The 26,898-nt window shown below is 63.7% G+C and carries 27 protein-coding genes; 25 read left to right on the top strand and 2 right to left on the bottom strand.

Going from position 1 to position 26,898, the window contains the following annotated elements; translation table 11 throughout:
* Positions 1–130 precede the first annotated feature (130 nt).
* From glmU to N687_RS0111140, 17 genes are all read left to right on the top strand, one after another.
* Positions 131–1,549, top strand: a complete 1,419-nt coding sequence (gene glmU / locus N687_RS0111220) for a bifunctional UDP-N-acetylglucosamine diphosphorylase/glucosamine-1-phosphate N-acetyltransferase GlmU (protein WP_029421943.1) — start codon at positions 131–133, stop codon at positions 1,547–1,549.
* Positions 1,533–2,477: a ribose-phosphate diphosphokinase gene (locus tag N687_RS0111215; protein ID WP_029421942.1), complete on the top strand. Its 945-nt coding sequence runs from the start codon at positions 1,533–1,535 to the stop codon at positions 2,475–2,477. Before glmU ends, N687_RS0111215 begins: the two co-directional genes overlap by 17 nt.
* Before the next feature lie 25 nt (positions 2,478–2,502).
* Entirely contained in the window at positions 2,503–3,078 is a 576-nt protein-coding gene (pth, locus tag N687_RS0111210) for an aminoacyl-tRNA hydrolase (RefSeq protein ID WP_029421941.1), read from the top strand.
* A gap of 183 nt (positions 3,079–3,261) precedes the next feature.
* Positions 3,262–3,507, top strand: coding sequence for an anti-sigma-F factor Fin (locus tag N687_RS24435; protein ID WP_029421940.1), 246 nt, complete (start codon positions 3,262–3,264; stop codon positions 3,505–3,507).
* 102 nt (positions 3,508–3,609) lie between these two features.
* Complete coding sequence (mfd, locus tag N687_RS0111200; protein ID WP_029421939.1) at positions 3,610–7,155, top strand: transcription-repair coupling factor; 3,546 nt, start codon at positions 3,610–3,612, stop codon at positions 7,153–7,155.
* Positions 7,145–8,149: a peptidyl-prolyl cis-trans isomerase gene (locus N687_RS0111195; protein WP_197029268.1), complete on the top strand. Its 1,005-nt coding sequence runs from the start codon at positions 7,145–7,147 to the stop codon at positions 8,147–8,149. The genes mfd and N687_RS0111195 overlap by 11 nt, the downstream gene beginning before the upstream one ends.
* 212 nt (positions 8,150–8,361) lie before the next feature.
* Positions 8,362–8,904, top strand: coding sequence for a stage V sporulation protein T (spoVT, locus tag N687_RS0111190; RefSeq protein WP_029421937.1), 543 nt, complete (start codon positions 8,362–8,364; stop codon positions 8,902–8,904).
* A 118-nt stretch (positions 8,905–9,022) separates the two neighbouring features.
* Positions 9,023–10,633, top strand: coding sequence for a putative polysaccharide biosynthesis protein (locus N687_RS0111185; RefSeq protein ID WP_029421936.1), 1,611 nt, complete (start codon positions 9,023–9,025; stop codon positions 10,631–10,633).
* Between the two features lie 24 nt (positions 10,634–10,657).
* Complete coding sequence (gene mazG / locus N687_RS0111180) at positions 10,658–12,163, top strand: nucleoside triphosphate pyrophosphohydrolase (RefSeq protein WP_029421935.1); 1,506 nt, start codon at positions 10,658–10,660, stop codon at positions 12,161–12,163.
* Between the two features lie 62 nt (positions 12,164–12,225).
* Positions 12,226–12,498 carry an HU family DNA-binding protein gene (locus N687_RS0111175; protein WP_029421934.1) on the top strand — a complete coding sequence of 91 codons (273 nt, stop codon included), beginning with the start codon at positions 12,226–12,228 and terminating at the stop codon, positions 12,496–12,498.
* Between the two features lies 1 nt (position 12,499).
* On the top strand, positions 12,500–12,799 hold the full coding sequence (locus N687_RS0111170; protein ID WP_029421933.1) for an RNA-binding S4 domain-containing protein: 300 nt from the start codon (positions 12,500–12,502) through the stop codon (positions 12,797–12,799).
* A gap of 129 nt (positions 12,800–12,928) precedes the next feature.
* On the top strand, positions 12,929–13,195 hold the full coding sequence (yabP, locus tag N687_RS0111165) for a sporulation protein YabP (RefSeq protein WP_029421932.1): 267 nt from the start codon (positions 12,929–12,931) through the stop codon (positions 13,193–13,195).
* Between the two features lie 5 nt (positions 13,196–13,200).
* Positions 13,201–13,788, top strand: coding sequence for a spore cortex biosynthesis protein YabQ (gene yabQ, locus N687_RS0111160; protein ID WP_051663167.1), 588 nt, complete (start codon positions 13,201–13,203; stop codon positions 13,786–13,788).
* A 33-nt stretch (positions 13,789–13,821) separates the two neighbouring features.
* Positions 13,822–14,175 carry an FtsB family cell division protein gene (locus N687_RS0111155; RefSeq protein ID WP_051663166.1) on the top strand — a complete coding sequence of 118 codons (354 nt, stop codon included), beginning with the start codon at positions 13,822–13,824 and terminating at the stop codon, positions 14,173–14,175.
* Positions 14,176–14,295: 120 nt separating this feature from the next.
* Entirely contained in the window at positions 14,296–14,703 is a 408-nt protein-coding gene (locus N687_RS0111150) for a S1 domain-containing RNA-binding protein (protein WP_029421929.1), read from the top strand.
* Positions 14,704–14,769: 66 nt separating this feature from the next.
* The gene (locus N687_RS0111145) at positions 14,770–14,964 is read left to right on the top strand and encodes a hypothetical protein (RefSeq protein ID WP_029421928.1); all 195 of its coding nucleotides are present in this window, start codon (positions 14,770–14,772) and stop codon (positions 14,962–14,964) included.
* A gap of 111 nt (positions 14,965–15,075) precedes the next feature.
* A complete protein-coding gene (locus N687_RS0111140; RefSeq protein ID WP_029421927.1) occupies positions 15,076–15,261 on the top strand; it encodes a DUF2759 family protein in 186 nt (61 codons plus the stop codon).
* A gap of 61 nt (positions 15,262–15,322) precedes the next feature.
* On the opposite strand, the gene cmpA is transcribed toward N687_RS0111140, so the two are convergent.
* Together cmpA and N687_RS0111130 are read right to left on the bottom strand one after the other, a co-directional pair.
* On the bottom strand, positions 15,323–15,445 hold the full coding sequence (cmpA, locus tag N687_RS23890) for a cortex morphogenetic protein CmpA (RefSeq protein ID WP_139234732.1): 123 nt from the start codon (positions 15,443–15,445) through the stop codon (positions 15,323–15,325).
* Positions 15,446–15,500: 55 nt separating this feature from the next.
* On the bottom strand, positions 15,501–15,986 hold the full coding sequence (locus tag N687_RS0111130) for a ComE operon protein 2 (protein ID WP_419670159.1): 486 nt from the start codon (positions 15,984–15,986) through the stop codon (positions 15,501–15,503).
* A 271-nt stretch (positions 15,987–16,257) separates the two neighbouring features.
* On the opposite strand from N687_RS0111130, the gene spoIIE reads away from it, so the two are divergent.
* From spoIIE to hslO, 8 genes are all read left to right on the top strand, one after another.
* Positions 16,258–18,708 carry a stage II sporulation protein E gene (gene spoIIE, locus N687_RS0111125; RefSeq protein ID WP_029421925.1) on the top strand — a complete coding sequence of 817 codons (2,451 nt, stop codon included), beginning with the start codon at positions 16,258–16,260 and terminating at the stop codon, positions 18,706–18,708.
* A 65-nt stretch (positions 18,709–18,773) separates the two neighbouring features.
* A complete protein-coding gene (locus N687_RS0111120; protein ID WP_156040117.1) occupies positions 18,774–19,535 on the top strand; it encodes a vWA domain-containing protein in 762 nt (253 codons plus the stop codon).
* 18 nt (positions 19,536–19,553) lie between these two features.
* Complete coding sequence (locus N687_RS22215) at positions 19,554–20,549, top strand: protein kinase domain-containing protein (protein WP_051663164.1); 996 nt, start codon at positions 19,554–19,556, stop codon at positions 20,547–20,549.
* Positions 20,550–20,697: 148 nt separating this feature from the next.
* Positions 20,698–22,176 (top strand): tRNA lysidine(34) synthetase TilS, encoded by a 1,479-nt coding sequence (gene tilS, locus N687_RS0111110; protein ID WP_051663163.1) that lies wholly within the window; start codon positions 20,698–20,700, stop codon positions 22,174–22,176.
* A 47-nt stretch (positions 22,177–22,223) separates the two neighbouring features.
* Positions 22,224–22,763, top strand: a complete 540-nt coding sequence (gene hpt / locus N687_RS0111105; protein ID WP_029421921.1) for a hypoxanthine phosphoribosyltransferase — start codon at positions 22,224–22,226, stop codon at positions 22,761–22,763.
* 90 nt (positions 22,764–22,853) lie between these two features.
* Positions 22,854–24,659, top strand: coding sequence for an ATP-dependent zinc metalloprotease FtsH (gene ftsH / locus N687_RS0111100; protein ID WP_029421920.1), 1,806 nt, complete (start codon positions 22,854–22,856; stop codon positions 24,657–24,659).
* A 232-nt stretch (positions 24,660–24,891) separates the two neighbouring features.
* On the top strand, positions 24,892–25,965 hold the full coding sequence (locus N687_RS0111095) for an HD-GYP domain-containing protein (RefSeq protein ID WP_231493601.1): 1,074 nt from the start codon (positions 24,892–24,894) through the stop codon (positions 25,963–25,965).
* 56 nt (positions 25,966–26,021) lie between these two features.
* Positions 26,022–26,894, top strand: coding sequence for an Hsp33 family molecular chaperone HslO (gene hslO, locus N687_RS0111090; RefSeq protein ID WP_029421918.1), 873 nt, complete (start codon positions 26,022–26,024; stop codon positions 26,892–26,894).
* Positions 26,895–26,898 lie beyond the last annotated feature (4 nt).

Here is a 26,898-nt window from a genome sequence, read left to right as displayed (position 1 = left end):
AACGAGCGTTGGGGTTTTTTGTTTGTTTTCTGAAGTCGTTTCCAGACCGTTGTGGCCCGTGACGCGTAAATTGAAATCGCGGCGAGGCTTCGGGTACACTGGGATGGATAGTGGGGATGGAGGCGATGGTGTGGGCAGAGCGGCGATTGTGTTGGCAGCGGGACACGGCACGCGCATGAAGTCCAAGCGCCACAAAGTGCTTCACCCCGTCTGCGGCAAGCCGATGATATTGCACATCCTCAGCCAGTTGGAACGCCTGCGGCTGGATCAGGTGTTGGTCGTGGTCGGGCAACACCGGGAGGCCGTCGAGGCCGCGGTGGCCGGGCGTGCAGACGTGGTGGTCCAGGAAGCGCAGCTCGGGACCGGACATGCCGTACAGGTGGCCTTGCCTGCGCTGGCCGACGGAATCGACACCGTGGTGGTGCTGTACGGGGATGCCCCGTTGATAGAGGCGGAGACGGTGGAGCGGCTGCTCTCGGAGCGCGAGGCGCGTGGGGCGGCCGCCTGCGTGCTGACCGCCGAGGTGCCGGATCCCACCGGGCTGGGACGCGTGGAAATGGGCCCGGACGGGCTGGTGACGCGCATCGTCGAGGAGAAAGACGCTTCGGCCGAACAACGGCGCAACCGGCTGATCAACACGGGCATCTACGCGTTTGCACGGGCGGAGTTGGAACCCGTGCTGGCCCAGGTGCGCCCGGACAACGCCCAGGGCGAATACTACCTGACGGACACGGTCGCCATCCTGCGCGCAGCGGGCAAGGCGGTGTACGCGGTACAAGCAGGGGATCCGGACGAGGTGGCGAGCGTCAATGACCGCTGGCAGTTGGCGGAGGTGGAGCGCATCCTGCGCAGGCGCATCAACCGGCGCTGGGCCCGGGACGGAGTGACGTTCGTCGATCCGGATCACACGTACATCGACACGGACGTCGTGATTGGGCCGGACACGGTGATCTACCCGGGGTGCGTCCTGGAGGGGACCACGCGGATCGGTTCGGATTGCGTCATTGGGCCCAACACGCGGTTGGTGGACAGCGTGGTCGGGGACGGCGCTGTCGTGGAGCAGTCGGTGGTTCTGAAAAGCGAGATCGGCCCTCGGGCGTCGGTCGGGCCCTTTGCGTATGTCCGGCCCGGCAGCCGGGTGGGAGCCGGTGTGAAGATCGGCGACTTCGTGGAGATCAAAAACAGCGTGATCGGCGACGGAACCAAGGTCAGCCACTTGGCGTACGTCGGCGACGCGGACGTCGGTCGCCGGGTCAACGTCGGTTGTGGCGTCATCACGGTCAACTACGATGGGGAGAAGAAACACCGCACGGTGATCGGGGACGACGCGTTCGTGGGGTCAAATGTCAACCTGATTGCCCCCGTCACCGTTGGGGACGGCGCGTACCTGTGCGCAGGATCGACCATTACGGACGACGTGCCCGCGGACGGGTTCGCCATCTCCCGCCCCCGCCAGGTGACGAAGCCCGGTTACGTCCGGGCGTGGAAAGAGAAACGACAAGCCAGGGTGCAAACGGAAGGGAGAACCGGGGATGCAGAAGGACGGTGACCTGAAGATCTTCACGGGCAACGCCAACCCGGCGTTGGCTCAGGAGATCGCGGACTACGTCGGGGTGGCCCTCGGCGACTGCGTGGTCGGCCGGTTTTCGGACGGCGAGGTGCGCATCAAGTTAGGGGAGAGCGTGCGCGGCTGCAACGTGTTCGTGGTGCAGCCCACGTCGGCGCCCGTGAACGAGCATCTGATGGAGCTGCTGATCATGATCGATGCCCTCAAACGGGCCTCGGCGCGGGCGGTCAACGTGGTCATCCCGTATTATGGATATGCTCGCCAGGACCGCAAGGCGCGCGCCCGCGATCCCATCACTGCAAAGCTCGTCGCCAATCTGCTGGAAAAAGCGGGGGCCAACCGGGTCATCTGCATGGACCTGCACGCCGGCCAGATCCAGGGCTTTTTCGACATTCCGCTCGATCATCTCGTGGGACTGCCCATCCTGGCAAACTACTTCCTCGAAAAGGACATCCGCGATCCGGTGGTGGTCTCGCCCGACATGGGCGGGGTCACCCGCGCTCGCCAACTGGCGGAGCGACTCGGGGCGCCGTTGGCCATCATCGACAAGCGGCGGCCGGACGCCAATGTGGCCGAGGTGATGAACATCATCGGCGAAATCGACGGGAAGACGGCCATCCTTGTCGACGACATGATCGACACCGCAGGCACCATCACGCTCGGGGCCAAGGCCCTTTTGGAGCGGGGGGCGCGGGAGGTGTACGCCTGCTGCATCCACCCGGTGTTGTCAGGGGATGGCGTGGACAAGCTGCGCCGTTCGGAGATCCGCGAGATTGTCGTCACCAACACCATCGCGCTTCCGCCGGAGAAACGGCTGGACAAGATCACGGTGCTGTCGGTGGCGGAACTGATCGCCGAGGCCATCATCCGCGTGCACACCCAGCGGTCCATCAGCCAGCTGTTCGATTGATGGACGGGTGGAATGGAGGCGTCCGATGAAGGTCATCGTCGGTTTGGGCAATCCGGGGGCGATGTACGAAAAGACGAGGCACAACGTTGGTTTCTGGGTGGTGGACGAGCTGGCGCGCCGCCTCGGTGTCTCTTGGGGAAAGGTGAAGTGGCGCGCTCACGTCGCCGAAGGTCGCGCGGGCGGGGAAAAGGTCCTCCTCGTCAAGCCGCAGACGTACATGAACCTGAGCGGCGAATCTGTGCGCGAGCTGATCGACTTTTACCAAGAATTGGATCCTGCGCGGGATCTCATCCTGGTGTACGACGACATGGACTTCCCGCCCGGACAGATCCGCTTGCGTGAGCGCGGCAGCGCCGGCGGGCACAATGGAGTGAAATCGGTGATCCAACACCTCGGCAGCGAGGTGTTTCCGCGCGTGCGCGTCGGTATCGGGCGGCCTTCCGGGGATGGCCGGGTGGTCGACTACGTCCTCAGCCCGTTTTCAGCGGAGGACCTGGCGCCGGTTCAGGAGGCCGTGGCCCGGGCGGCGGACGCCGTCCAGTGCGCGCTGGAACAGGGCTTTGCGGCCGCGATGAACCGTTACAATGTGCGCCACGGGTGATCCCGCACTTGGCATGCGCATGAGATGGGAGGGTTGGGCGAAGCGGCTCGCTTTAGCGCAGAAGCGAAGCCCAACCCTCCCATCGCTCAGCAGGTATGGGTTCCCTCCCCCGCTTCCATACTAGTAGTGCGAACCTGCAGGCTTTTTGTCTGCGACACGGGGCGCAGAAGCGGAGGGATGGGCGTGCGCATCGAATATTGGTGCGGTCACTGCAAGCATCTGGTCGGGCAGGTGAACTGCCCGGAGTGGACGCTGGAGCAGGCCGAGCGGTTCTGTGGTTTGCACACCCTGTCACCCGTGGAACATTCCGAGTGGGTGGCGTATGATAAAAACAATGGGGTCCTGTCTGTGCAGACGGTTTGCGATTACTGCCAGAGTGCCATAGAACGAAACCCAGAGTTGTTGGTAGAGGGCAAGCTGCTCCAGTAGGTCGATGCCAGCCAATGGTCATGGACGCTGTCAATCGCCTTGGCAGATCTGCTAAGGCGATTTTCAGATTGTCCGGGGTGTTGGGCTGCGAGGAGGGGTAACGTGATTGATCTGGTTCGCTACATCGCCGCCGACGCCGAGTTCCGCCGGACGTTCACGAGCCTGACACCGACCGGATTGGACGGTTTGGTCACGGGGACCAGCGGCAGCGCGCGGCACCTGTACTACGCTGCCTTGCACACCCTTCGCAAGGAGGGGAATCCCAACGCCTCCACCGTGATCGTCACGCACAGCTTGGCCCAGGCGGGGCAGATCGCCGATGACTTGCGGGAGTTCCTGCCCGGCGAAGCGGTGTTCTTATTCCCGGAACGGGAGTGGTCGCTCGTCGACGCGCTGGCCTACAGCCGGGAGGCGGTGGCGGACCGGATGAACGTGCTGCAGCACTTGGCGCAGGGCCACCCCGCCGTGGTTGTGGCGACCATCCAATCGGCCGTTCAGCCCGTGATGACGCGCGATGTCCTGCGCAGCCTGCAGTGGGTCGTCAAGCCCGGCGATGTGGCGGACCTGGAGCAGGTGCAGCGGAACCTGGTGCAGAGCGGATACGAGCGGGTCGACATGGTGGAGACGAAGGGGCAGTTCGCGGTGCGCGGCGGCATCTTGGACGTGTTTCCCCTCACCGAAGAGATGCCGGTGCGCATTGAACTGTTTGACGACGAGGTGGATTCCATCCGCCGCTTCGATCCCGATACTCAGCGCTCCCAGGTGAACCTCGAGCAGGCCGTGATCGGGCCGGTGCTCGATTTCCTCGTGCCCGCCGCCCGCATGCAGGAGGCTTCCGAGCGCCTGCAGAAGGCGCTCGAGGAACGCGTGCGCCTCGCCACGGATCTCGAAGTCCGGGACCGGCTGCAGACGGTCGTCGGGGAGGACATCCGACGGCTCGCCGGGGGTCAACCCTTCGCCGGTCTGCTGCGCTACGACGCCCTGTTCCCCGGGGCCGTGCACACCTTGTTCGACTACCTTCCGTTCGGGACGTTGGCCTGTCTCGACGAGCCGACACGCCTGCAGGAGCGCCAGAAGGGGCTGGAACGGGAATTCCAGGAATGGCTCTCCAACGGGTTGCTGCGGGGCGAGCTGTTGTCGGGGACGCAGCGGCCGCCGCAGTACCAGCTGGTGTGGGAACACCGCGGAATGGCCGGGGTGGAGTTCTCCATGTTCGCCCGCAGCGGCGGGCATCGCCATCGGTTCGTGTGGAATGTGGCGGCCAAGCCGATGCAGCAGTTCCACGGCCAGATGAACGTGCTGAAAACCGAGGTGCAGCGCTGGCAGCGCAGCGGAACGCACGTGGTGCTGACGGCGGCGACCGAGGAGCGGGCGGATCGGTTGGAGCGGGTGCTGGCTGATTACCGCATTGAGGCGGTGCGCGCCACCGCCTTCACACCGTCGCGCACGCCGCAGATCCTCGTCGCCAGCCTCTCCTCCGGGTTCGAGCTGCCGATGCAGCGGTTGGCCGTCATCGTCGAGACGGAGGTGTTTCCGTCCCGCAAAAAAGCGCGCCGGGTCCGCCGGGAGATGACCGACGCGGAGCGCATCCGCAGCTACCAAGAGTTGCACGTCGGCGACTATGTGGTGCACGTCAACCACGGCATCGGGAAGTATCTCGGCATCCGCACGCTCGAGATCGACGGACGCCATCAGGACTATCTGCACCTGCAATACGCCGGCAACGATAGCCTGTACGTGCCCGTGGACCAGATTGACCAAGTGCAGCGGTACATCGGCGCCGAGGACAAGGAGCCGAAGCTGTACCACTTGGGCGGCGGCGAGTGGAACCGCGTCAAGCAGAAGGTGTCTCGGTCGGTGCGGGACATCGCCGAGGATCTGGTCAAACTGTACGCGGCGCGCCAGGCGTCGCGCGGCCACGCCTTCTCTCCGGATACGCCGTGGCAGAAGGACTTCGAAGCGATGTTCCCGTACGAGGAAACCCCGGATCAGCTGCGCGCCATCGAGGAGATCAAACGGGACATGGAAAAGCCGACGCCTATGGATCGGTTGCTGTGCGGCGACGTCGGCTACGGCAAGACCGAGGTGGCCATCCGGGCCGCCTTCAAGGCGGTGATGGACAGCAAGCAAGTGGCGGTGTTGGTGCCCACCACCATTCTGGCACACCAGCACTATGAGACGTTTAAAGAGCGGTTTGCCGGGTTTCCGGTGACCATCGAGGTGCTGAGCCGGTTCCGCACGAAGTCGGAAGCCAGCGCGGTCATCAAGGGGCTCAAAGACGGCAGTATCGACATTGTGATCGGCACGCACCGGTTGTTGCAAAAATCGGTCCAGTTCAAGGATCTGGGGCTGCTCATCGTCGACGAGGAGCAGCGCTTCGGCGTCACGCATAAGGAGCGGCTCAAGCAGCTGAAGACCAACGTCGATTGCCTGACCCTGACCGCCACGCCCATCCCGCGCACGCTGCACATGTCCCTGCTCGGGGTGCGCGATCTGTCGGTCATCGAAACGCCGCCCGAGAATCGCTTTCCGGTGCAGACCTACGTGGTGGAGTTTCACGAAGACCTCGTCCGCGAGGCGATAGAGCGCGAACTCAACCGCGGTGGCCAGGTGTATTTCGTGTACAATCAGGTGCAGAACATCCACGCCATGGCGGAACGCGTTCAGCGCCTCGTTCCGGACGCGCGCATCGCGGTGGCACACGGTCAGATGGCGGAGGACCAGTTGGAACGGGTGATGCTCGATTTCCTGGAGGGGGAGATCGACGTGCTCGTCACCACCACCATCATCGAGACCGGGCTGGACATTCCCAATGTGAACACGCTGATCGTCTATGACGCCGACCGTTTGGGTTTGGCGCAGCTGTACCAGCTGCGCGGCCGCGTGGGCCGCTCCAACCGCATCGCCTACGCGTACTTCACGTATCAGCGCGACAAGGTACTGACGGAGGTGGCGGAGAAACGGCTGCAGGCCATCAAGGAGTTCACGGAACTCGGCAGCGGCTTCAAGATCGCCATGCGCGATCTCGCCATTCGTGGCGCGGGGAATCTGCTCGGTGCCGAACAACACGGCTTCATCAATTCGGTCGGTTTTGATCTGTACAACGACATGCTCGCCAAGGCGGTGAAGGAGATCCGGGGGGAACAGGAAAAAGAGGTCCCGGAGCCGGTCATCGATCTCGGCATCGAGGCGTACATCCCGGATACGTACATCTCGGATCCTGCCCAGAAGATCGCGATGTACAAGAAATTCAAGTACGTGCGCAGCCCGGAGGCGGCCGACGAACTGGAGGAGGAACTCATCGACCGTTACGGCGACCTGCCGGAGCCGGTGATGAATCTGCTCGATGTCACGCGCATGAAGAGTTACGCGGCGCGCTTCGGCGTCGAGGCCATCTCGGCGCAGGGAGGGGAGGTGGCGGTCCGCCTGCGGCCTGAGATGACCCCCGCGGTTGATCACGGCCGTCTGTTCAGCCTCGCCAAGCAGCATGCCGGCCAGTACCTGAAGCGACCGAACGGCTCCCTCCAAGTGGTGTTCCGCAGCAAAGGTGTGTCCGATCGCGAGCTTTGCAAGCGGTTATTGAAATTTCTGGAGTCGTTCGCGGATGTGTTCAAATCTGCCAAGGAGGTCGAGGAATTTGCGAAATAAGCGAATGCACGCGCTGGCGGCATTTCTGCTCGGAGCGGCGCTCGTGGCCGGTTGCGGCGGCCCGGGACAAGCCGCCAACCAGACGGGCAATGCGGCGGGGACGCAGAACGCTACCGCTGCGGCGCCTATCCCGCCCGAACCCGCCTACACCGGGCCCGTGGTGGCGACCTACACCGGCGGCGAGGTGCGCAAGGACGAGCTGGACCGCCAGTACAACTTGCAGGTCGTCCTGCCTGGACTGCAACAGCAGGAGAGCAAGAAGGATTTTCTGACCTACTATGTGGTCTGGTATAAATACTTGTATGGCAAGGCCCAACAGCTCACGAACGTGAAGACGGATCCCGCCCAGGCCCGCCAGTTGGCAGATCAGGCGATTCAGGAGCTGGTCGGCTCCCAGTACAAGAGCCAAGACGAAGTGAAGCAAAAGATGCAGTCGCTCGGGGTCAGCGAAGACGACCTGGCCAGGCTGGCGCTCAAAAGCCAATACCTGCAGCAATACCTGCTCGACCAGACCAAGGACCTTCAGGTCACCGATCAACAGGCGCAGACGTATTACAATCAGCACAAGGACGATTACCTGCAGGTGACGGTGCATCACATCCTGGTCTCCTCCCTGGACCAGGCCAAGCAGATTGAGGCCCAGTTGAAACAGGGGGCCGACTTCGAGAAGCTGGCCGACCAGTACTCCACGGACCCCGCCGTGAAGGACAACCACGGGCAGTACGCAGATCAACCGGTATCCTCGTTCGATGCCGATTTCGCCAAGGCGGTCAAGACGCTGCCGATCGGCCAGATCAGCGATCCTGTGCACACCCAGTACGGTTACCATATTATCCGCGTAGACAAGCGCACCCAGATCCCGTTCGACCAAGCCAAGGATGAGATCAAGCAGACGCTGTTGACGCAGGCGCAGAACGACAAGGAGAAGGCGATTTACGCGGACGCGCAAAAAGCGGCGCACATCCAGCTGAAGGTGGCGGAAAAGGACCTGTGATCGCCACGTTTGCGCTTGGCCGGCACGCCCGCGTCTGGTCACGGGTGCATACGGGGATGGAAGCCGCAACATAATAAGTGCACGTCAGGAATCCGCAGAGGCGTCAGACACAAACTGGCATGTGCCAGGTCTGTGCGGGAAGTCACGGTGCAGAGGTGAGTGAGCGAGACGGGTTTTGCCAACTTCAGGATAAAAAAGGTGGGGATCAACGTTTGAAGGCAACAGGCATCGTACGTAGGATTGATGACCTCGGTCGGGTTGTGATTCCGAAAGAAATTCGACGGACGCTGCGCATTCGGGAAGGAGATCCCTTAGAAATCTTTGTCGATCGCGATGGAGAAGTCATCCTGAAGAAGTACTCGCCGATCGGAGAACTCGGTGATTTCGCCAAAGAGTATGCGGAATCCCTGGCGGATTCGACTGGCCATATCGCACTCATAACGGATCGGGACGTCATCATTGCCGTGTCTGGCGCCCCCAAAAAAGACTTTTTGGACAAGCCCATCAGCGACGACGTCGAGCAGGCGATGGAGGACCGCAGGACGATCGTCAACGCGCAGGCGGGTGAGTACGCGGTGGTGCGTGAGCGGAGCGAACGATTCACCTCCCGCGTGATCGCGCCCATCGTCGCAGCGGGGGATCCCATCGGTGCGGTGATCCTCCTCTCCCGCGAAGAAGGCGTGAAGATGGGCGAGTTGGAGAAGAAGTTGTGCGAGACGGCGGCGGGTTTCCTGGCAAAGCAAATGGAGCAGTGAGTTCCTCCGGAGCAAGCGGCCCGCTGTGACATGCGGGCCTTTCTGTTTGGCGGTGGACTATCCCCCCTTGGCTGTCCATATAGATTAGCGATACGCTGGACACGAGGGGGGATTTGGCGTGCCGCCGCAGCGAGGGTTCGTCCACGGCGCCATGCTGTTGGCCGGGGCGGCGATGGTGGCCAAACTGCTGGGTTCTGTCTACACCATTGTGCTGCAGAATGTGATCGGGGACAGCGGGATGGGATTGTTCCAGATGGCCTACCCCATCTATGCCACCCTGTTGGCCATCGCCACCGCCGGGTTTCCGGTCGCGATCTCCAAGTTGGTCTCCGAACAATTGGCCCGCGGCGAGGATGCGGAGGTTCGCCACACGCTCCGGGTCGCAGGATGGATGCTGACCGGGGCGGGGATGGTGACGTTCGCCATCCTCTTTTTCGGTGCCGACCTGTGGGCGAAGGTCGCGGGAGACGCGCGGGCCGCCTGGGCCATCCGGGCTATCGCTCCCGCGTTGCTGCTGGTTCCCGTGATGAGCGCCCTCCGGGGGTATTTTCAAGGATTTCAATGGATGTATCCGACCGCCATGTCCCAGGTGGTGGAGCAGTTCGTGCGCGTCGCGACCATCCTGGTGATGGCGGTCTGGCTGATGCGGCAGGGATACGGCCAAGCGGCCGCGGCCGCCGGAGCGGCATTTGGCGCGGTCACCGGCGCCTTTGCCGGCTTGCTGTTGCTCGGTTATTATTGGATAACACGGCATCCCGAGTTGGGCTCCGATCACCGCCTTCGACGGACACGAGTGCGCCCGGGGGTGGCCCGCCGTTTGCTGTACTACGCGTTCCCCATCAGCCTCGGCGCACTCGTGGTGCCGCTGATGAACAACGTGGACGTGGTGACGGTGGTCAATTTGCTGAAGCAGACCGGAGAGCCCCAGGCCCAGGCGACGGCGGAGTTTGGCCTGCTCACCGGCCGGGCGTTCAAGCTGATGATGCTGCCGACGACGCTCGCATCCAGTATCGGCATCGCGGTGATGCCGGCGGTGTCCGAAGCGTTCACACTCGGTTTCCGCCGTTTGATGGAGGATCGGATCGACCAGGCCGTCCGGCTCACCGTGCTCCTGTCGCTGCCTGCAGCGGTGGGCTTGGCGCTCCTGGCCCGCCCTATCGACCTGGCCCTGTTCAAGGACACGGCGGGCAGCGAAGTGATTCAGGTGATGGCGTTCGCCACGGTGTTCGCCAGTCTTCAGACCACGCTGGCCGCCGTCTTGCAGGGGGCGGGATGGGTGTACCTCCCCGTCCTCCACCTGCTCGCCGGATCCGCCTGCAAGGTGGCGGGGAACCTGGCCTGGGTCCCCAGCTCAGGCATCCGCGGGGCGGCGCTGTCTACGGTGATTGGCTATACCGTGGCCACCCTGTTGAACCTCTGGGCCGTACGGCGGCATCTCCGCGTGCGGATCGACTGGTTGAACTGGGCGGTGCGCCCGGGACTGGCCACCTTCGTCATGGGCGGGTTCGTCTTCGCCATGAGCCGCCAGTGGATGATGTGGGGCGGGCTGTCGCAACCCCGGGAATGGGTGGCTGCGGCGGCCGCAGCGATGGTGTTGGGCGGGGGGCTGATCTATTTCCTGGCTTTGGCGGCCTGCGGCGCCCTGTCCCGCGCCGAGCTGGAGGCGGTGCCCAAGGTCGGGCCACGCTTGGCAGCCTGGTGTTCCAAGCTCGGGTTGTTGCGCACTTAAGGATGCTGCGCGAGGAGGGCTTCGATGCCGAAGATCCACGTCATTGGCCTTGGCCCGGGAAGCTGGGCGGGGGTTCCGGTCGGCAGCCTGGAACTGCTCGAAGCCGGCTGGCCGGTGTTTTTGCGTACGGAAATGCATCCCGTCGTTCCGGAGTTGCGCCGCAGAGGCCTGAAGTTCCGGGCCCTGGACGACCATTACGAGCAGGGGGAGTCGTTTGAACAGGTGTACGCGCGCATCGCGCGTACCCTGTTGGACGAGGCGAAGCGCGCGGAAGAGCTGGTGTACGCGGTGCCCGGACACCCCGGCGTGGCGGAACAGTCGGTCCGGAATCTGTTGGCGGCCGCACCCGAGGAGGGGGTCGAGGTGGTCTTGGGGCCGGGCCAGAGTTTCCTCGACGGGGTGTTGAGCGTGCTCGGCGTCGATCCGATTGACGGCCTCCTGATGCTGGATGCCACCGTCTTGCGGTCCGACCAACTGCAGCCCCGATGCCACACCCTCATCGCGCAGGTGTTTCAACGTGCCGTCGCGTCCGACGTCAAGCTCACGCTGATGGAGGTCTACCCGGACGACCATCCGGTGACCCTGTTGCGCGCGGCAGGTGTGCCGGGGGAGGAGCGGATCGAACGGATGCCTCTGTACGAGATCGACCGTGTGGACTGGGTGGACCATGTGACCACGCTGTACATCCCGCCGGCCGAGCCAGGGAACGAGGCGCTGCGAAGAGACCCGTGGTACCTGGCGGGGTTGGTCCGCCGTTTGCGGGAGCCGGGGGGCTGCCCCTGGGATCGGGAGCAGACACACCGGTCGCTCCGCCGCTACGTCATCGAGGAGGCGTACGAAGTGGCGGATGCCATCGATCGGGACGACCCGGACGCACTCGCCGATGAGCTCGGGGATCTCCTCCTGCAGGTGTTGCTGCACGCGCAGATCGGTGCGGAGGAGGGGGCCTTCACATTGCGGGATGTCTATGCCGCCCTGGCGGACAAGCTGATCCGGCGGCATCCCCATGTGTTTGGCGATGGGACGGCGAAGGACGAGGCGGAGGCGGAAAGGATGTGGCGAACGGCCAAGGCGCGCGAGCACGCGGGCGAAGACCAGGACCTCTCCGCCTTGGCGCGCTTGAAATGGGCTCGCCCGCCGGCTCAGGTCGCCGTCCAGGCGGGGCGCCTGGCGGCCGAAGCCGGGTTTGACTGGAGGCGGGCGGAGGATATCGTCGACAAAATCGAAGAGGAAGTGGCGGAACTCCGCGAGGAGTTGGTGCGGGGGGACGGGGGTCGACTGGAGGAGGAGTTCGGAGACCTGTTATTCGCCGCCGCCAATTTGGCCAGGCGTTGCGAACTGGATATGGATCGGGCGCTCCTTCAGGCCACCCGGAAGTTTGTCGCTCGTTTCCGCCAAATGGAGCGGATCGCGGCGGTGGATGGGTTGACACTGGACGATCTCTCGGACGAGCACCTTGACGCGCTGTGGCGGCGGGCAAAAGCGGCGGCGCCTGGACGTGGAAATTCCTCGGTCCGTTCGGGATGGTAGCAGGATTTCCGGGGTAGAAGACGAATAGATCGTCTGACATGCAACGAAGGGGGCATTGAGACGTGAATAAAGTGGATCTGATCAACAAGGTTGCCGAGCAGACTGGGCTGAAGAAGAAAGACGCCGAAGCAGCGGTGAACAGCGTGTTCAGCGCCATCGAGGAGGCCCTGGCAGCTGGCGAGAAGGTCCAGGTGATTGGGTTCGGCACATTTGAGACGCGCAAGCGCTCCGCTCGTTCCGGCCGCAACCCGCAGACCGGCGAGGTGATCTCGATTCCCGAGTCCACCGTTCCTGCGTTCAAGCCTGGCAACCGCCTGAAGGAACTGACCAAGTAAGTTGCGTATCGACAAGTTCCTCAAGTCGTCCCGGTTGGTGAAACGGCGGACCGTGGCCAAAGAGTTGGCGGACGCCGGCCGGGTCTCGGTGAACGGACGCGTTGCCAAGGCGGGTACCGAGGTAGCGCCCGGTGACATCGTCACCCTCCGTTACGGAAATCGCACGGTCGAGGTGAAAGTATTGCGGTTGTTGGACAATCCGCGCAAGGAAGCGGCCGGTGAGATGTACGAGCTATTGAGCTCGACCGGGACGGGCGTGGCGGAAGACGCGGACGCGGAGGACGAGGAGGAAGAGGTTTGATTCCAAGACCGGCGGATGGGCCGGTCTTTTTTTGGCCGTTGTCGCTGCCACCCCACAGGGCGATGTTCTATCCCGAGTGATGCGATCATACATTGAAGCAGAGACGGGACAGGTTGGGGGGGCTGACACATGGCTTCTGCCGAGCCGCACGACATCTCCATCAAAGGCCGCAAGTGGGTGCAGGTCACCGGTGTCTCCAGTGTCGAGAGCTTCGACGCGCACGCGTTTTCGCTCGTGACGTCCGCCGGACCGTTGACCATCCAGGGGACAAATCTGCACATGAAACACCTGGACTTGGACCAGGGGGTCGTCGAGATTGAAGGCACAGTGTCCAACCTGACATACGTCAGCGAGCAGGCGCAGAAAAAACGCGTCGTCGGGCGATTGTTCCGGTAAACGCCATGGCGGCGCAGTGGATTTACCTGACGACCCTTATGGCGGCCGGCCTGTTGATGGGCACCGTGTTTGACCTCTACAACACCGTGACGGGAGCCAGCCGGTGGTTCCGGTGGCTTCGCCCGACGCTCGACCTGTTGTTTTGGCTCGTCTCGGCCGCCCTGGTGTACCACTTGGTGTTCCGCTTCGACGATGGACGCGTCCGGCTGTACGTATTTCTCCTGCTGGGCGCTGGGTATGTGTTGTACCGAGCGACTGTGCGCAGGCTTGTCATCCGGAGCGCTTTCGCCGTCGTCTGGGCGGTCCGCGGGCTGATTCATCTGGTCTGGCGCGTCGTGTACACGCTGTTGGTGGCTCCCATCCTGCTGTGGCTGCGCCTCCTGTGGCGGTTGTTGCGCCTGGTGTACCAGGTCCTCTGCCGTCTGGAGGACACGCTGTTTTGGTTGCTCGGTCTTGCAGCCCGCCTCACGGGATTGAAAAGACTGCTGAACACCGTTTTCATGAAGCGAATTTTCCATACCATTCACACCCACTGGGAGGACTTTTGGACGGCCGCGTCGAAGTGGGTAAAATCAAAGTGCGTTCGGGATTGACCGGCCGCGCCAATCCTTACCAAGGGGCTGACCATGGCTGTGGGAAAACTTGCCACACTCACTTCCCGGACCCCCTCCCGAGGGCCGGCGGAGAAGCCGGTGCGCTCCCTGCGCAGATTCAAGCTCCGCTACCTGATGTTGGCCACTGTGTGCGTTTGGGCGGCGTACCATTACTGGCACGTGCAGCGACCCCAGTTGACCCAGCTTTCCGCCAAACAGGCGCAACTGGAACAGCAGCTAGCCGCTCTACAGAAGCAGCACGATAGCCTAGCGCAAGAGGCCCAACAACTGCAGGATGACCGGTACATCGCACGGTACGCCAGCGACCATTACAACCTGGTCTTGCCAGGGCAGGTACCGTTCGACGTGCAGGCGAAACGACCCTGACAGGGGACGGTGGTAGCGGGGGATCTTTGCGCCACTGCGGTTGGACGCTTGATGCATATTCGTGGATCTGTGTATGATACTGATGGGAGTCTTAAACCTTAAGGGAGGAACCGCCTTTTTATGACCATTGAGGTCGGCAGCAAATTGGAGGGCAAGGTCACTGGTATCACGAATTTTGGCGCGTTTGTTTTGCTGCCGGGAGGTGTCACGGGCCTCGTGCATATCTCGGAAATTTCACACAACTACGTGAAGGATATACATGACCATCTGAAGATCAACGACTCGGTGACGGTGAAGGTCATCCACGTCGACAAAGATGGGAAGATTGGCCTCTCCATCCGGCAGGCGATGGACAATCCGAATCCGTCCCCGGGCGGCCGGCGCCGGCCGGGAGGCCGGTACGGCGGCGGGAGCCGGCAGTCGTTTGAAGATAAACTGCTGCGGTTCATGAAGGACAGTGAGGAACGGCTGCAGGCGCTTCGGCGGAGTGAATCCAAGCGTGGCGGGCGTGGCGGGCGCCGAGGCTGAAAACCGTTCAGACACACAGAGCGGGGCACCGCGGTGCTCCGCTCGCGTCATTTTGAGGAGGTCGCCGTGGAACGCTACTATTTGGAGTATGAGTTGAGCGACGGGACGCGTGTGATGTTGGCGTTCGACGACATCAATGACCGGGACGGCTGCCACATTTCCCTCGACATGTACAAGGTGCAGCTGGGACCGGTGGACATGGACGTGCTGTTGCGGGTAGCTGGAAAATTCCGCGGCACGCTCCTCGCGCCAAAATCCTGAGGCCACTTGAGAAGGTCGCTTCAGACGATTTTGACCACGCGCGCTCGGTTCATTATAATTGCTGTCGTGGTGTTGGGACGTTGCAGTCTGATGAGGCAGAGGTGAGGCGTGGTGGAACACTACCTGCATCCTTGGGTGGTTGCCGTCTTCCTGTTGGCGTTTACCGTGATGTCCTTGGTTGGCCTGATCCGTCTGCTGCGGGATCGTAACCTGTTCGGCAGCGTACTGCTGTTGCTGTCCACGTGCATCTTCGGCTACAGCACCTGGATCGCCGCCACGCTCCACGTGACCGGCTGAGATCGCGCCGGCGCATGGCCGGCGCCGAGCCAGCGATGCGTGAGGGCCCGCGCGACCGCGATCACGGCTGCGTGAGGCCCTTGGTGTTCCGGTAACGGAAGAAGGCTTGGTTCAACATTTGAATGGAGCGCGTGTCGTGGTTGAGGAACGCCCTCCGAAGTTGGCTGCACAGCCACTCTGGCATCCTCTTCCCCCTCGCTTTCCCGAGCTGACGCCCGCCCAACCCGGATGGCAGGCGTTTACTTATGTATATGGGGGAGCTCCTGTCCATGCTCCTGTCGGGCGAGGGCGCGCAACAGGGAATTGAGGTCACTGTGCACCTGCTCCACCGGGATCCCCGCAAACTCGAACAGTTCGGCCGCATATGGATCTGGACGGTAGACCTCCTCGTAATACACGCGCCGAATTCCGGCTTGAATGATGCTCTTCGTGCACTGCAGGCACGGCAGATGCGTGACGTACAGGTCCGCGCCTTCCGTTGAGATGCCGAATCGGGCGCACTGCAACAGGGCGTTTTGTTCGGCGTGAATCGCTCGCACGCAATGGCCGTCCACCACCTTGCACCCGACGTCCAGGCAATGGACATCCCCCCGGATGGATCCGTTGTAACCGCTGGCGATCATCCGCTTGTCGCGGACGATCACGCATCCCACCGCCAGCCGGCGGCACGTCGAACGCAGAGCCATCACCCGGCTTTGGGTCGCAAAAAACGTCTCCCACGACATGCGCGCCTTTTCTTCAGGAAATCCCTGTTCCATCGCTGATGCCCCGTTTCCGCAAAGGTTTTTGGTCCATTATAAAAAACTTTGTCCGGCATCGCGCGGATCGCCCTGGAGTGACACGGCGCTCGTCCCAACGGCGGGAACCGTGTCGGCTCGAGCACATCTGCGGCGACAGGTGTCGGAACATTTCTTTCATTCGACACCGCGTTTTGACAAAATCCACCCATCCCCTCTCCGTATAATGACCCTACACCTCACAGAGGGGGAAGGAACGATGGCTTACCAAGTCGTGGTTACGGGCAAGGGGAAGAACCTCTTGAAGGGTTCATTCCCGTCGCGAGCGATGCCCCTGGCGCGGACATCCTGGGCGCGTACCGGAGCGTTGTTGCTGCTGGCGTTGCTGCTCGGCCGCGCGGACATCGAACACGTCATCTGGCCGTTCGCCGTGGCTTACTTCGCGGTTCTGGTGGAACTGTTGGGAATCCGGCGCAGCTGGCCTGCGCTGGCGGCACTGGCCGGCGCCTACACGCGGGGTGGTCTTGGAGCGGCCGGGCTGCTCGCTGCCGACATGGCGTTGTACTTGTTGTGCCGCAAGGCTTTGTCTCCACGCAGGCCACCGGACCTGCACTGGGCGCCGTTCATTGCCGGCGCGGTCGATACGGCCGCCCGGCTGGCCGCCGTAGGAACCGTGTGGACCCGTTATGATCTGATGATCGCGTTCGCCGACGGCGCCTTGGCTGCAATACTGGCCCTCATCTTCATTCAGTGCCTACCGATCTTCACCGGCCATTCAGGTGGCCGCACCCTGCGGTTCGAACAATGGGTCAGCGTCTCCATCCTGATGGGATCGGTCATCACGGGACTGTCGTCCCTCACGGTGGCCGGCATTCCGGTGGCAGGGGTCGCGGTGGATTGGCTGGTGTTGTTGATGGCGTCCGCCGGAGGCCCGGGGGTGGCCACCACGACGGCAGTCGTCACGGGCACGTTGGCTGTGGTCCACCACACCAGTGCGTTGGCCGATGTTGCGGTGTTGGCATTCGCGGGACTGCTCGCCGGCGTCCTGAAGGAGGCTGGCCGGCTGTGGGGGGCGGTGGCGTTCACAGGCAGCACCGTGCTGCTCGGTGCGGCTGCCACCAACAGCTTCGCGGCGGCCGAGGCGAGCGCGCTGGCGAGCGGTGTCGCCTGTCTGTTGTATCTGTGCACCCCGAAGCGGCTCCGGCGTGAATTGGCCTCCTACGTCCCCGGGACGGCGGAACACCGGGAGTCGGAGCGGGACCACGCGCGCAGGGTGCGCAAACTTCTGTGGGAGCGGGTCGACGGCCTGGGAAAGGTGTTCGATGAACTGTCGGCCACGTTCGCCGAGGGTGGCGCCACCCCGGTGGCTTCCGCGCAGCAGTTGATGGACCACACCGTGGGCCGGGTGGCCACGACGGTCTGCCATGCCTGCCCGCGGCGGGAGAAGTGCTGGGGAAAGGAGGCGTATCTCACCTATCAGGCCATCGTGCGCACCCTCGAGCGCCTGGAAGCGTCCGGATCCCGTTACGCGCCGCCGACGCCGGATCTCCGGGATCGCTGCATTCGCATCGACACAATGATGTCCATGCTGCGCCAGAACCTGGAGATCACCGACCGGGACGCCAAGTGGCTCGCGAAGCTCAACGAACAACGGCAGCTGGTATCCCAGCAGTTGGCCGGCGTGGCGGAGGTGATCCGGGCCGTGGCACAAGAGATCGATCGGCGCAACGAATCCACGCTTTGGGGCGAAGAGCAGATCCTGGCAGCCCTCGAACAGATGGGACTGTACGTGGACGATGTGCACATCGTCAGCCTCGACCCGGGGAAGGTGGAGGTGGAGGTCACGCAGCCATCCCAGGGTGCGCACGAAAACTCGGTCCGGGTCATCGCCCCTCTGCTGTCTGGCATCGTCGGCGAGCACATCACGGTGCACGAGGTGAGCGAAGGGCCTGGCCCCTGCCGGGCGGTGTTCCGATCTGCGCGCCTGTTCGACGTCCAGACCGCTGTGGCGACCGTCGCCAGGGACGGGCGAACCGTGTCTGGCGATTCGTGCACCGCGCTCGACATCGGAAACGGCCGTTACGCCGTGGCGGTCAGCGACGGCATGGGCAACGGTGAACGTGCGCAGCGCGAGTCGAAAGCCGCGATTGACCTGTTAGGGCGCTTGCTCCAGGCGGGGTTCGACGAGCGGTTGGCGGTGCGGACGGTGAACTCCGCCCTCTTGTTGCGATCCCGCGACGAGGTGTTCACTACCCTCGATATGGCCTTGATCGATCTGTACACCGCACGGGCGGAATTCTTGAAGATCGGTTCCGCGCCGAGCTTCATCAAACGCGGCGGTGAAGTGCACACCATCACCGGCAGCAGTGTGCCGATCGGCATCTTGCGGGACATCGAGGTCCAGTCCATCCCCAAACAGTTGGAGGCAGGGGACATCCTCATCCTCGTGTCCGACGGCGTATACGATGCGCCGCAGCACACCTATGACAAGGAGGCTTGGTTGAAACACCAGATCGCGCAGCTGGAGACGACCGATCCACAGGCCATCGCGGACACGCTCCTGGAATCAGCGGTCCGGCTCAACCATGGGGAGATCCGGGACGACATGACGGTGATGGTGGCCTTGGTCTCCGCTCATCAACCGGAGTGGGCCGCCATCTCCCTGCCCAACATCACAGGGCTTCGCCAGGAAAAGCGCCGCGGGGCCTGATGGCCGGAATGACGCCCGAAAAATCCGTCCATACTGGCTACTAGTCCGTATGGGGGGTGGAAGATTTGGGAGGCCAGCAAGCCGTCATCCGGCAATTGTTGGTGATCACCGACGGATGTTCGAATGTCGGGATCGATCCGGTCGCCGCTGCGGCCGAGGCGCGACGTCGGGGTGTGGTGGTCAACGTGATCGGCGTCGTCGACAAGGGAGACATGGGGCGCCACGGGCGAGAGGAGGCGATGTCCATCGCCGACGCGGGCGGCGGCATGTGCAGAGTGGTGGAACCGTCGCTGCTGTCGGCCACCGCGCAGATGATGACGCAGCAGACGGTGCACATGACGTTGCAGCAGGTGGTCAACCAGGAGCTGATGCAGGTCATGGGCAAATCGGCCGAGGATCTGCCGCCGGTGGAGCGGTCGCGCGTGATGCAGGTGGTGGACAAGTTGGAGGAGGAGGTGTCCCTGCACGTGGTCGTCGCCGTCGACACCAGCGCGAGCATGAAGGACAAGATGGCGACGGTGCGGGAGGCGATCCGCGATCTGGCATTCTCCCTCCAGGCTAGGCAAGGCGAATCCCGGGTTGCCGTGCTGGCGTTCCCCGGAAGCGGAGATGAGCCGGTCCGTCTGGTTCAGCCGTTCTCGGAACAATTGAACGTGACCGCGCTGGAGAACATGCTGGTGGCGCGCGGGGGCACGCCGACGGGGCCCGCCATTGAGCGGGGCGTGGCGCTGTTCGACGAGATCCGCGGGCGGGATGAGGATGACCGTCCGTCGAACGCGGACGACCTGCCGGTGCGCCGTTGGGGCGACGAGGCGGTCGCGCCGTGACGTGAGGGGTTGGCCTGTGTGCAGTGTGGCGACTGGGTGGTGGGCAAGTGGACCGGAGAGCCGTTCCAGGTGGAACGCCCCCTCGGCACCGGGGCCAACGGCGAGGTGTACCTGGTGCGCACGCGCCGGGGCCTCGCCGCGGTGAAGGTCTGCTCCAACGCGTCCGACATCGCCTTGGAGTGGGCGGTCTTGGAGCGTCTCCACCGTGTATCGGGCACCTTTCCGAAGCCGATGTGGATTGATGATCACGGCCCTTCGGCCTTTTTTTATGTCATGGAGTGGATCCGGGGTACCCCGCTGTCCCAAGCGGCCGCCCGGCTGACCGGCGACGCGGCCGCTGCGGTGGTACGCGGCATCGCCGAAGGGTTGGCGGAGCTGCACGCCGCCGGGTACGCCTTCTGTGACCTGAAACCGGACAACATCGTGATCGCGGGGGACCCGCCGCACGTGCGCTTTGTGGACGCGGGAGGGGTGACGCCGTTCGGGCGGTCCGTCCGGCAATTCACCCCGTACTACGATCGGGCGTTCTGGGGCCTGGGCACCCGGCGGGCGGAACCGTCGTACGACGTGACGGCGTTGGCCTTGGTCGTCGTCATCTGCTTGGGTGGGCTGACGCCCCCCGCGTCATTAGCCGGGCAGACACCTGCCCAACGTCAGGCATGGCTGCGCCGAGGGATCCGCCGATGGCCAGAGGGCGTGCGCCACTTGCTGGAACAGGCCCTCGCGGGCGGGATGGACGAGCGGCAGTTCGCCGCAGCATGGTGTCGGCAGGCCGCTGCACTGCCGGTCCGACCCGGGCCGCGCGTTTCACCCGCCCCCCTGCACCAATCGGCTTCGCGGCGCCGGCCTGCCGTCGCCGGCGCCTCCGCCTCCATGAACGCCGCTGGTCCGGGCCCTGTCGCAAAGCGAAAAGGGGGCCGGGACTGGACGGAGTGGCTGATGTGGATCTCGCTCATCGGCGCATTGACGTCGACTGCCTGGGCCTGGCTGACGTTTCTCGGTTGGGTGCCGTGATGCCCACCGGCATTGTCGCGGGGCGTGGCGCCGCCCAGGGGCGAGCCCCGTGTACTCCCTGCGGTTTCCTCGTGGTATGATCGCCGCAGAAGGGAGAACACCAGCCGCGCGGACGGTTCTGGCGGGATGGCAAAGGGGGGGACTGGAGGTGGTTCCAGGTGCGCCGGGGCGGCGCGTGATGGAGGCCGTGCGACGGGCATGTGCAGATTGGGCCGCTGTGGACCACAGGGCGGAGCGCCCGTGGCTCGTGGCGGTTTCGGGCGGTGTGGACTCCGTGGTGCTGCTGCACACCCTGTGGCGGCTCCAGCCCTGGCATGGCGTGGAGCTTCGGGTGGTGCATGTGCACCACGGGCTGCGGGAGGCCGCGGACGACGACGCCCGGTTCGTGTTGGAACTGGCGCGGGATTGGGGCATTCCTGCATCGGTGCAGCGGGTGTCTGTGGCAGCCATCCCCAGCCGGGAACGCCGGGGCGTGGAGGCGGATGCCCGCCGGGTCCGGCGTCAAGCCATCCGGCGAGCGGCCGCCAGCTGCGGGGCCGAACGGGTGTGGCTCGCGCACCATGCGGACGATCAACTGGAGACCATCCTGTTGCGCCTGATGCGGGGCGCGTCCCTGGGGGGATTGGGAGGCATTCGCCCCGTCACAGAGGATGGCGGGCTGACGTGGGTGCGTCCACTGCTCGGCGTGGAGCGCCAGGACATCGAGGCGTACGCAGAAGAAAATCAACTCCGGCACGTAGAAGACGAGACGAACCGGTTCACGGATCCGCTGCGCAACTACTTGCGTCACGAGGTGATCCCACGCTTGCGGGAGCGCCAACCGCGGGTCGCAGCCACGGTGGCCAGGGCTGCCCTGGGCGTCCAGGACGAGGATGCGCACTTGGAAGAAGAGGGCCGGCGCGTGTTCGATCGTTGCTGCGCCCTGGATGCGGGCGGCGCGACGGTGGACATCCCGGCACTCGCGGCTGAGCCCGTCGCTTTACAACGAAGGGCGATTAAAATACTATTGTCTTGTTTAACCTCCAGAGGGAACCCCGTTCTCGATTGGACGTTCGCGCACATCGAAAGCGTGCGTCGGCTGTGCGTACAAGGCCGGCCATCGGCCGCGGTGCACCTGCCGGGCGGCTGGGTGGTGCGCCGGTCCTATGGCCAGTTGCGCGTTGAGCCGCGGTCACACGCTTGCCCAATATCGGACGTGTCCACGTTTTCCCCGGTGGAGTGGCGGTTGGCGGATGGCGCGGAATTGTGTCTCCAGACCGCGGAACGGGCCGAGTGGCGATTCGTCTGCCGCGCGTGGCACGGGAAAGAAGGGACACACGTGACACCATGGACCCTTCTGCTTCCACAGTGGCCCACCGTGGAGGTGCGGCCGGGCCGTCCTGGAGATCGCATGGCTCCCCTTGGCTTGACCGGCACAAAAAAGGTGCAGGACGTGTTCGTCGATGCCAAGGTCCCGCGTCACCTGCGCCCTGGTTGGCCCAGGTTTGCGAGGGAAGGCGAGATCCTCTGGCTCCCCGGCTTGTCGCGCTCCCGCCACGGGCTGCTCGATCCCCAAGCCGGGTCGGGATGGCGGATCGACACGGTTCGGGCACCCCAGGTCGGCCGGACGTTCATGCCGCCTGGGTGAAGCGCGGACGGGTAGGTTAGGGACATCGCAAGACACGGGAGGCTCGTATGCATCCAGATTTGGAGAAGGTTCTGTTCAGCGAGGAGGAGATCCTCGCGTGTGTCGATCGCATGGGCCAGCAGTTGTCCGCGGACTACGATGGCAAGAATCCGCTCTTTATCTGCGTCCTCAAGGGCGCCGTTCTGTTCATGGCAGACCTCGTCAAACGCGTGACCATCCCCCTGGAGATGGACTTCATGGCGACTTCCAGTTACGGGGCCGCTTCGAAGTCTTCCGGCGTGGTGCGGATCTTAAAAGATTTGGAGCGACCCGTGGAGGGGCGTCACGTCGTCATCGTCGAGGATATCATCGATACTGGGCTCACGCTCGCCTATTTGAAGGAAGTGTTGCTGCACCGGCGGGCGGCGAGTGTCAAGGTGGCCGCATTGTTCGACAAGCCGGAGGGCCGGAAGTTGGAGATCGAGGCAGACTACCGGGGGTTTGTCGTGCCCAACGAGTTCATTGTGGGGTACGGCCTCGACTACGCGGAGCGCTATCGAAATCTCCCCTATGTGGGTGTCCTCAAACCCGAGGTGTACGAACGCTGAGATCCTGGCCGGATCAGCGTCCGTTGGCGCTATCGGAGCGCGTGCGCGGTATGATACAATGAGGGCGCCATGGCCGGGAGGAGGTAAGGCATGAACAGGTTCTACCGCAGCATTGTCTTCTACGTCCTGATTTTGCTTCTCATCGTGGGCGTTGTGGACTACATCACCGGTCAGGATCATACCCGGAAAGTCCTCTCCTACACGGAGTTCGTCAATAAAGTTCAGAACCACGAGGTCAAGGGCCAGGTCTATGTGACGCCCGAGGGTCTGACGGCCACCATCGACGGCACGTTGACGGACGACACCAAGTTCACCACGCGCGCCTTGCTCGACCACGATGTATCCGACTTTCTCGTCAACAACAAACTCGACGTCGTCAACGAGGCGCAACCGAAGGCGTCCGTCTGGATTCAGGTTCTCGAATCGGTCGTGCCGTTCATCTTCATCTTCATCCTCATGTTCTTCCTCTTCAACCAGGCGCAGGGCGGAGGCAGCCGCGTAATGAACTTCGGCAAGAGCCGGGCCCGGTTGTACTCCGAGGAGAAGCGGAAGGTGACGTTCCGCGACGTCGCCGGTGCGGACGAAGAAAAGGCCGAACTCGAGGAGATCGTCGAGTTCTTAAAGGATCCAAAACGCTTCTCGGCCCTGGGCGCGCGGATCCCGAAAGGGGTTCTGCTCGTCGGCCCGCCGGGCACCGGGAAGACGCTGTTGGCGCGCGCCGTGGCCGGTGAGGCAGGCGTTCCCTTCTTCAGCATCAGCGGCTCCGATTTCGTCGAGATGTTCGTCGGCGTCGGCGCTTCGCGCGTGCGCGACCTGTTCGAGACCGCCAAGAAGAACGCCCCCTGTATCATCTTCATCGACGAGATCGACGCCGTTGGCCGCCACCGCGGGGCGGGACTCGGCGGGGGCCACGACGAGCGCGAGCAGACGCTGAACCAGCTGCTGGTGGAGATGGACGGTTTTGCGGCGAACGAAGGCATTGTCATCATCGCGGCGACCAACCGTCCGGACATTCTGGACCCGGCGTTGCTGCGGCCGGGCCGCTTTGATCGGCAGATCGTCGTCAACCGCCCGGACGTCAAGGGGCGGGAGGAGATCCTGCAAGTCCACGCGCGCAACAAGCCATTCGCGCCAGACGTGCGCTTGGACGTCATCGCCAAGCGGACTCCCGGTTTCACTGGCGCCGATCTCGAAAACGTGCTGAACGAGGCGGCTCTGCTGGCGGCTCGCAAACAGCAGTCCCAGATCACCTGGGCGGACATCGATGAAGCCATCGACCGCGTCATGGCCGGGCCTGAAAAGCGCAGCCGTGTGATGTCTGAGAAGGAACGGAAGCTGGTCGCCTATCACGAGGCGGGTCACGCAGTCGTGGGGTACTACCTCCAGAACGGCGAGACGGTCCACAAGGTGACCATCATCCCGCGCGGCATGGCGGGCGGATACACCATCACACTGCCGAAGGAAGACCGTTACTTCGCCACCAAGCAGGAGATGCTCGATCGCATCTGCGGGCTGTTGGGCGGGCGGGTCGCCGAAGAGATCGTGTTCAATGAAATCAGCACCGGCGCGTCGAATGACTTGCAGCGCGTGACCGGGATCGCACGTCAGATGGTCACCGAATACGGGATGAGCGAGCGGCTGGGACCGATGCAGTTCGGGAGCCGCCAGGGTACGGGCCAGGTCTTCCTCGGCCGCGACCTGTCTCTCGAACCCAACTACAGCGATCGCGTCGCTTACGAGATCGACGAGGAGATGAAACGCATCGTCGAATCCTGCCATGAGCGGACGAAACGAATTTTGACGGAGAGGCGGGACAAACTCGAGGCGCTGGCACAGCTGCTCTTGGAGAAGGAGACGGTCGACGAAGAAGAGATCCGCGCGTTGATGGAGTCGTAAGCACGCGTGCGAAGGGGCCCTCGAATCTCTTCGGGGGTCCTTTGCACGTTCTCGGCGTATGGCAGGGTGCATTGCGCTTCGCCTGTGCTAAAGCGAGACGTTGCGCGCACGCCACACCCCCACCTTTGAGGGATGTCACGCGGAACGCGCGTTTTGCGGAGCGGCTCGCTGCGCGGAAGAAGCGGAGCAAAACGCCCGTACCGAAAGAGCAGGAGGGGTTTGCTTGCGGTGGGTGTCGCTGCACACCATCGAACCGAACCGGATTCTGGCCAGACACATCCTGGACGAACGCGGACGCGTGCTGTTGGCGCGAGGGGTGACGTTGACGCCCCATTGGGTGGATCGACTGCTGGCGCTCGGGATCTCATCGGTGTGCATCGAAGATGACCGGACGGACGACATCGTACCGGCGGAGCCGATCACGCCAGAGATGCGGCAGCAGGTGTTGGCCGCCACGTACGACACATTGACAGAGCTCGTCTCGGCACCCTCGACCTACCGCATTCGGCCAAGCCGCGTGCGAACGCGGCTGCGGCCGTTGGTGGAGGAGGTCATCGCCCAGATGCGCGAACTTGGGCAGGCTGGGCAGCATTTCGGCAACGTGTATCTGACCGACGGGGAGCTGTACCACCACTCTGTGAATGTGACGCTCTATGCACTCGGGCTCGGGATCGGGTTGCGCCTCTCGGAGGATGACCTGGTGAATCTGGGGCTCGGGACGTTGCTGCACGACGTCGGCAAACTGCGGGTCCCCAAAACCATCCTGAAAAAGCCCGGGCGCTTGACGGATGAGGAGTACGAGACGGTCAAACTGCACACCGTGTATGGATATGAACTGCTGCAGGAGGCGGGTGAACTGGCTTCGACGTCCACCATCATCGCACTGCACCATCATGAGCGGATAGATGGGTCTGGGTACCCGCACGGACGGGTGGGGGCGGAGACTCACCTGTTCGCGCGCATCGCGGCGGTGGCGGACGTGTACGAGGCGCTGACGGCCAACCGAGTGTACCGGCCTGGGTATCTGCCGCACGACGCCTACGAGATGCTTCTGGCTGGAAACGGGACCTTGTTCGATCCGCGCGTGATCGAAACGTTCATTCGCACCATCGCCGTCTATCCGGTCGGGATGACGGTGCGGCTGTCCAACGGCTTCAAGGGGGTGGTGGTGCACAGCACCGGCTGGCAGACACAGCGGCCGGTGGTGCGGTTGTTGGAGGGGCCGGCAGGGGAACCGGTGCAACCGCCGGTGGACCTGGACTTGGCGAAGGAGCTGTCCGTCGCCATCGTCGGCTGCGAAGTGTAGGGAAGAGCTGCAACACCGCGTGGTGTGGGGCGGGCAGGACGGAAAGGAGCGCTGGGATGACGGCGGAAGACATGGTTGTTCGTGCGACCGTGCCAGGAAGGCCGGTCCGCGGTTTCGCATGCCGGACGACCGAGTTGGTGAACACGCTGCAACGGTTGCACGGGACATGGCCCGTGGCCACGGCTGCGCTGGGTCGCACGGCCAGCATCGGCGCGATGATGGGCATGTTGTTGAAGGCAGCCGAACGGTTGACGCTGCAGGTGGACGGAGACGGACCGCTCGGAAAAATTATCGTCGATTCCGACGCGGCAGGTCACGTGCGGGGGTATGTCGAAAATCCGCATGTGCATCTCCCCAACAATGCGTTGGGGAAGCTCGACGTGGGTACGGCCGTCGGCCGCGGGATGCTGTACGTGATGCGCGATATGGGGTTGCGCGATGTCTACCGCGGCAGCGTTGAGCTGCAGACGGGGGAGATCGGCGACGATTTCACGTATTACTTCGCGGTGTCGGAACAGATACCGTCGGCGGTCGGCGCCGGGGTGTTGGTGGACACGGACAATTCGGTATTGGCAGCGGGCGGTTTCATCGTCCAGTTGATGCCGGGCCACACGGAGGCGGATGTGGAAATGCTGGAACAACGCCTGGCGGGGCTCGGGAGCGTCACGGATATCCTGAAAACCGGGGCCTCTGCTGAGGACTTGCTCGATCGGGTGTTGCCCGGTGCGAAGGTGTTGGAGCGGCGCCGGGTGGTCCACCGGTGCACATGCGAGCGGGATCGAATCGCGTCCGTCCTGAGGAGTCTCGGCCGTGCCGAACTGGAGGCGATGATCCGGGACCAGGGAGGGGCCGAGGTCGTCTGCCACTTTTGCAACAGACGGTACACTTTCACGGCGGACGATCTGTCGGCTCTGATGGCGACGGAGTGAGTTG

This window comes from Alicyclobacillus macrosporangiidus CPP55, from assembly GCF_000702485.1.
Classification (GTDB): Bacteria; Bacillota; Bacilli; order Alicyclobacillales; family Alicyclobacillaceae; genus Alicyclobacillus_H; species Alicyclobacillus_H macrosporangiidus_B.
This window is presented reverse-complemented; position numbering and strand designations above follow the sequence as displayed.